4 protein-coding genes are annotated in these 4,584 nt (G+C 70.4%); 3 read left to right on the top strand and 1 reads right to left on the bottom strand.

Annotated elements, in window-relative coordinates:
• On the top strand, window positions 1-2,567 hold a 2,567-nt coding region (locus D7W79_RS39160), incomplete at its 5' end, for a hypothetical protein (RefSeq protein WP_120530330.1).
• A gap of 55 nt (window positions 2,568-2,622) precedes the next feature.
• Here D7W79_RS39160 and D7W79_RS39155 read toward each other — a convergent pair.
• Window positions 2,623-3,399, bottom strand: a complete 777-nt coding sequence (locus D7W79_RS39155) for an RNA ligase family protein (protein ID WP_120530329.1) — start codon at window positions 3,397-3,399, stop codon at window positions 2,623-2,625.
• A gap of 93 nt (window positions 3,400-3,492) precedes the next feature.
• On the opposite strand from D7W79_RS39155, the gene D7W79_RS39150 reads away from it, so the two are divergent.
• Together D7W79_RS39150 and D7W79_RS46570 are read left to right on the top strand one after the other, a co-directional pair.
• Window positions 3,493-3,681: a hypothetical protein gene (locus D7W79_RS39150; RefSeq protein ID WP_120530328.1), complete on the top strand. Its 189-nt coding sequence runs from the start codon at window positions 3,493-3,495 to the stop codon at window positions 3,679-3,681.
• A gap of 66 nt (window positions 3,682-3,747) precedes the next feature.
• Window positions 3,748-4,584: thioredoxin family protein (locus tag D7W79_RS46570; RefSeq protein ID WP_244222221.1), on the top strand; the 837-nt coding region annotated here is incomplete at its 3' end.

The following is a 4,584-nucleotide window of genomic DNA, read 5'->3' as shown; positions in this document are numbered from 1 at the left end:
CCATGGTCCTCACCCCCGCCACCCGGAAGCCGCTGGCTCCCGTCACGCCTCCCGCCGTCACCGAGAAGCCGGTCGCCGCCGCCCCCCAGGCCGCGCCCGTGGAGGCGAAGAAGCCCGCCGTCGTGGCGGATGGCTTCGACGCGAAGAAGCCCGCGGCGGGCCCGGACCTCACCGGCGTGGGCGACGCGGTGAAGGCCGCCGCCACGGCCGTGAGGCCCGCGGGTGTGCCCGAGCTGCGCGTGGGTCTGGCGGCGACGGGCGCGGCCCCGGTGGAGCGCCAGACGGTGTCCGGCGAGGACAAGGCGAAGCAGGCGGTGGACCTGAAGACCGTCGGCGAGCGCCGCACGGAGACGGTGGATGCGCAGAAGGCGCTGCGGGAGAAGACCACCCAGGAGGCCGACAAGCTCTTCGCCATGGCGGACGGCAAGGAGCAGGTGCCCGAAGGCGCCAGCGTCAAGCGCCTGTCGGACACCCAGGTGGAGCTCACCCGCGTCAACGGACAGAAGGAGGTGGTGGAGCGCTCCGTCGCGACGAAGCAGGACGGCGCGGTGGTGATGGACACGGCCGCCTACGAGGACGGCGTCAACAAGCGCGACCGGCTGGAGCTGAAGGACGACGGCAGCTCGCTGGTGGAGCGCGCCGAGTGGAAGGGCGACAAGAACGAGACCGCGGACCTCAAGTCCTTCGGCGACATCTCCCAGACGAAGGACAAGGGCCTCACGTACACGCGCAACGCGGTCCACATGGAGCCGAACAAGGACGGCGACCGGCTGATCACCGACGCGTACTCGCAGGCGGACGGAGGTGCGCAGACGAGCCGCACGGCCTATTACCAGCAGAAGGGAGGGGGCTCCATCGACAACAAGCTCAAGGGCCCGTTCGACTTCGACAAGCCGGTGGATCGCGCGGACACGTACACCTATACGATTCCGCCTCCGGGCGAGGACGGTTCGCAGGGCGACGTGCAGTACAGCCGCGTGCAGGACTTCTCCCAGGACAACGTGAAGGCGACGTCCTACGTGGACCGCACGCTGGACGGCCACACGCACCTCGCGGGCTCCGGCCCGCACACGATGGAGGAGCTGCACAAGGTCCGTGACGAGTACGGCAAGGGCGGCGGCGAGAACTGGGACGCGGACAAGACCGGCGACGGCCGCCCGCCGAAGCGCTGGACGGTGGACCTGCAGAAGGGCGCGGACCGGCTGGACTCGCAGACCTTCATCGAGGGCTACCCGGACGCGACCATCAAGACGGAGCGGACGCGCGAGGGCAGCACGGTGAAGGAGAAGTACGAGGGCAAGACCTTCGAGAAGGCGGACTCCTCCAAGCGCGTGCCCGTCAACGGCGAGTCCTCCACCACGTACGGCCAGGACGGCTCCATCGAGAAGATGGATTCGAAGAGCCGCGAGCCGGACGGCGCCGATCTGGAGCAGCACTACAACAGCAGCCGCAAGGCCACCGACCAGGGCCTGGAGCTCCAGGAGTCGCTGGAGACGAAGCGCACGAAGGACAACAAGACGGAGAGCGCGCTCAAGGAGGACACGTCGCTGCTCTCCGGTCAGGGCGCGCAACTGGTGGGCTCGCGCACCACCGTGACGGACGCGGACGGCCGCAAGGGCATCCACGAGGTGAGCAGGGACGGCGAGCGGATGCAGCTGTCCGGCAAGGGCGGCGCCGACATGCGCGACGTCACCGACGCGGAGGCCTTCAAGGACGACGAGTTCGGCAAGGTGCTGCTGGAGCAGGCGTCCATCTCCACCGCGAACACGGTGAACCAGTACGCCAACAGCGGCGGCGCGCAGTCGCTGAACATCCTCAAGGGGCTGAGCCAGGACGCGGGCCGGCTGCCGGCGAAGGCCACGGAGGTCCTGGGCAGGGACGCCCTCTCCAAGGGCCTGAACGCGGCGCAGGGTGGCGCGAGCGCGCTGGGCGGCGTGGCGGGCGTGGTGGCGGGCGGCATGTCGCTGGCGCGGGGCATCCGCGAGAACAACATGCCGGACATCGTGAAGGGCGTGTCGGACACGGCCAACGGCGCGGTGAACATGTACACGGGCGGCAAGGCGTTCACGGAGGCCATCAAGGACTTCAAGAACGCGGGCGCGCTCACCACCACCACGGCCCCCACCGCCGCGAAGAGCATGCCCTGGGCGAAGGCGCTGGCGAACCCGAAGGTGGGCAACGCCATCACCAGCACGGTGCTGGACTCGGTGAAGGGCATGGGCGGCATCGGCAAGGTGGCCGGTGTGACGGCGAGCGCCGGAAGCAAGGCGCTCTCCGCGCTCAAGGCGGCGGGCGGCGCGGCCAACGTGCTGGGCGCGGTGGGCGGCGCGGCCGGTGGCGTGATGGACATCGTCAACGGCGCGAAGGTGAACGACGGCGCGCAGATCGCCAAGGGCGCGGTCGGCATCGCGGGCAGCCTGGGCGGCGCGGTGGCGGTGGGGGCGATTGGCGGACCGCTGGGCATGGCGGTGGGCGCCGGCATCGGCCTGCTGACCTTCGGCTTCGGGAAGCTGATGGACCTCATCAGCGACAAGCCGCACAAGATCTCCGAGCTGCAGATCGACTGAAGCGCGGCTCGGATGGAGGCGGCGGTGGACGGAGCCACCGCCGCCTTCTGGACTCTCAGCGCTTCACGCGCAGGGTGCGCTCGTAGTCCTCGTAGCGCAGCTTCGCGATGGTGCGCCGGTCGCGGGTGCGGACCACGATGCCCTCCGGGTGCTGCCCGGCCCCGGCGTCCAGCGCGCACCGGGTCTCGGGCGCGTGCGCGCGCAGCCAGGCGGACGCGCCCTCCAGGTCCTTCGGGAGCGCCGCGCCGTCCTGCTCGAGGATGCGCGGCGTGGTCTCCAGGCCGTGCTCGCGGGTGAAGGCCTGAAGGGCGTCCTCGGTCACGAAGGGCTGGCCGCCGGACTCGCGCCAGCCGGAGAGCTGCTCGGCGGACCAGGTGAGGGGCGTCTCGTAGTCGGTGAGGCGCACCACGTCGAAGACGCGGTAGCCCACGCGCTTCTCGCCCGTGTACTGCTTGCTGTGGGCGGTGACGTTGCCACCGTAGACCTCGCCGAAGACGACGGTGATGCCGCCCGCGTCGAGCCGCTTCTCGCGCAGGGCGTCCGCCACGGGCCGCAGGTGCTCCACGATGCCCAGGGCCGGATTCCCGATGAGGTCGCCGCTCGCGTAGAGGAACTCCTCGCGGCTGCCGAGCAGGTACGTGCCATCCGGAAGGAACACGATGCGCGCGTTGGTGCCGTCCACCTTCTCCGTGCCGACCACCAGCCCGTCGAACGCGATGGCGGGTTCGGCCAGCCGGCCCTTGTCGCCGAGCGTGTGGTACGTCGGGATGGACGGGTACTTCGTCAGCGAGTTGAGTGTGCGCAGGTTGGCGGTGCGGACGGAGAACGTCATGGCGCGGCCTCGGGGTGATGAGGGGTCAAGGTAGCAGAGGCTCGCGTGACGCGGCCCCTCGCTGGGGCCTGACAGCGGGTCAGGCTCGGACGCATGGGCAGGTACGGAGAGGTCCTGGGCATCGGTCCGTCCCGCCGGAAGCTGGTGCCGTTCCTCCAGCAACCGGGGGCGTGGCATGAGCGCACCCGCGATGGGACCGTCATCGTCGTCCCGGTGTTCACCGCGCTGAAGGACGCGGGGTTCCAGTTCTACTTCCGGATGGAACCCTCGCGCCTGGAATGACGTGCCGGTTGACGCGCGTCCCCGGCGCCCCTCTTATCTGCCCCTCCCCCTTGAGCAGGAGTCCCCTTGGCAGGCGTTCCGGTCGAATTGACCCCGGAGGAGTACAAGGCAGTCACCCAGCGGCCCGGCATGTGCGTCGTGGACTTCTGGGCCCCGTGGTGCGAGCCCTGCCACGCCTTCGCTCCCGTCTTCACGGAGGCGGCCGCGCGTTTCGCGGACATCACCTTCGCCCGGCTGGACGCGGAGGCCCACGAGTCCGTGGCCGAGCCGCTGGGCATCGACTCCTTCCCCACCCTGGTCGCGTTCAAGGACGGCCTGGAGGTCCACCGCGTCTCCGAAGCGCTGTCCGCCGAGTCGCTGGACCGGATGCTGGGCGCGCTGCGGGCCGTGGACGTCGCGGAGGAGAAGCGCCGCATCGCGAACCGCGAGCGGACCGAGGCGGGCCAGCGTCCCTCCGGCGTCCCCGAGGGCGCCACCTGGGATGAGGGCGACAAGGAGTGGTCCTTCGGACCGAAGGACGTCACGGGCCGGCCGCACGGCACGTGGCGGTACTGGCGCGCGGACGGCACGCTCTGTAACGAATGCATCATGAAGCAGGGCACGCCGCACGGCCCCTTCAAGCGCTTCCACGAGGACGGCGCGGTGTCCCAGGAGGGCGCCTTCGAGAAGGGCCAGCTCCACGGCCCACGCACCTGGCTCGCGTCCGAGCACTTCACCACCGAGCGCATGCACGAAGGCGGCGTGAGCGAGCGCGTGCGCAAGACGGTGATGCACTACGAGCACGGCACCGTGCGGCAGGTGCTGCACTTCGACGGCAAGGGCCAGCGCGTGGTGCCTTCCACCGGCGAGCCCTACCCCACCCCTGTCTCTTATACACCTCTGACGCTGCCGACGATAAGGCCC

This window comes from Corallococcus exercitus, assembly GCF_003611585.1.
Taxonomy (GTDB): Bacteria; Myxococcota; Myxococcia; order Myxococcales; family Myxococcaceae; genus Corallococcus; species Corallococcus exercitus.
Note: the sequence above shows the minus strand (reverse complement) of the source record. Positions and strands in the feature narration are given on the sequence as shown.